The following is a 1627-nucleotide window of genomic DNA, read 5'->3' on the forward strand; positions in this document are numbered from 1 at the left end:
TAACATGAACATAAACTTATGAGCTATTTTTTTATCCATTTTTAAGTGTTGCACTTAATATGATAATTCATCATATATAAATAAAAAAAGGCTGAACTGTACGCAAGTTCAACCTTTTTTATTTGAATATAAATTTATATATATAAGCTATATTAGAGATTTATATAATTTAGCTATATCTTCAACTGATGTTTCTTTTGGATTTCCCGGTCTACACGCATCATCATAAGCAGATTGTGCTAAAAATTGAATATCTTCTTCTTTCACAATATCTTTTAAATCCTGTGGTATACCTACATCTTGTGCAAGTTTTTTTACTGCATCAACTGCTGCTTTTCTATATTCTGATACAGTCATATTTTCTGTACCTTCAACTCCCATAGCTGCAGCTATATATTTATATTTATCACCAGTTGAATCTGCATTATACTCCATAACAGTTGGCAATATAATTGCATTAGCTACTCCATGAGGAGTGTCGTATAATGCTCCTAGTGGATGTGCCATTGAATGTACTATTCCAAGACCTACATTTGAAAATCCCATACCTGCTATATATTGACCTAAAGCCATTCCTTCTCTTCCTTCAGGTGTATTTTCCACAGCTCCTCTAAGACTTCTTGATATTATTTCTATAGCTTTTAAATGGAACATATCTGACATTTCCCATGCTCCAATAGTTATATACCCCTCAATAGCATGTGTTAATGCATCCATACCTGTTGCTGCAGTAAGCCCTTTTGGCATACTTGACATCATTTCTGGGTCAACTATTGCCACAACTGGTATATCGTTAGTATCAACACATACAAATTTTCTATTATTATCTACATCTGTTATAACATAATTTATTGTAACTTCTGCAGCTGTCCCGGCAGTTGTTGGCACAGCAATAATCGGTACTGATTTATTTTTAGTAGGAGCAGTACCTTCTAAACTTTTAACATCATCAAATTCTGGATTATTGACAATAATACCTACTGCTTTTGCAGTATCCATAGATGAGCCACCACCTATTGCAATTATATAGTCAGCTTTAGACTCTTTGTATTTCTTTACCCCAGTTTGAACATTTTCTATTGTAGGATTTGCCTTTATATTTGAATATATTTCATAATCTAAACCTGCATTATCTAATATTTTAGTAACTTTAGTAGTAACATTAAGTTTTATTAATTCTGGGTCTGAGCATAAAAATGCCTTATTTAATCCTCTTCTTTTTACTTCTGTAACAATTTCATTTATTGCCCCTGTGCCATGATAAGAAACTTCATTTAATACTATTCTATTTGACATTATTTTCCCCCCTATTTACTATATCTATTTTTAGTTTTAATTTAATTATAGTCTTTTAAAAAGGTAATTAATATCAATATAATTTCTTTTAATATAATTATTTTCACTAAAAAAGCAGCATATTATAAAAATATGCTGCTTTTTATCTTTTATAAAAAAAACTTTTCTTTGTTTTCACGTAATAAAAAAAGATTACGTGGCTACGTCTTACTCTCCCAGGCGGTTGCCCACCAAGTACCATCAGCGCTCAGGATCTTAACTTCTGTGTTCGGAATGGGAACAGGTGTATCCTCCTTGCTATAATAACCACATAATCTTTACTTGTACTAAT

1 protein-coding gene and 1 rRNA gene are annotated in these 1627 nt (G+C 31.3%); both read right to left on the reverse strand.

The features are described from left to right. Window positions 1-147: 147 nt before the first annotated feature. Window positions 148-1296, reverse strand: a complete 1149-nt coding sequence (fucO, locus tag ABCM86_RS13945) for a lactaldehyde reductase (RefSeq protein WP_295677709.1) — start codon at window positions 1294-1296, stop codon at window positions 148-150. Window positions 1297-1490: 194 nt separating this feature from the next. Next, window positions 1491-1607 (reverse strand): 5S ribosomal RNA (gene rrf, locus ABCM86_RS13950). Window positions 1608-1627: the final 20 nt, after the last annotated feature.

Origin of the sequence: Clostridium sp. 2218st1_F5_2218SCRN_220325 (assembly GCF_039062665.1) — a bacterium.
Lineage (GTDB): Bacteria > Bacillota > Clostridia > Peptostreptococcales > Peptostreptococcaceae > Intestinibacter.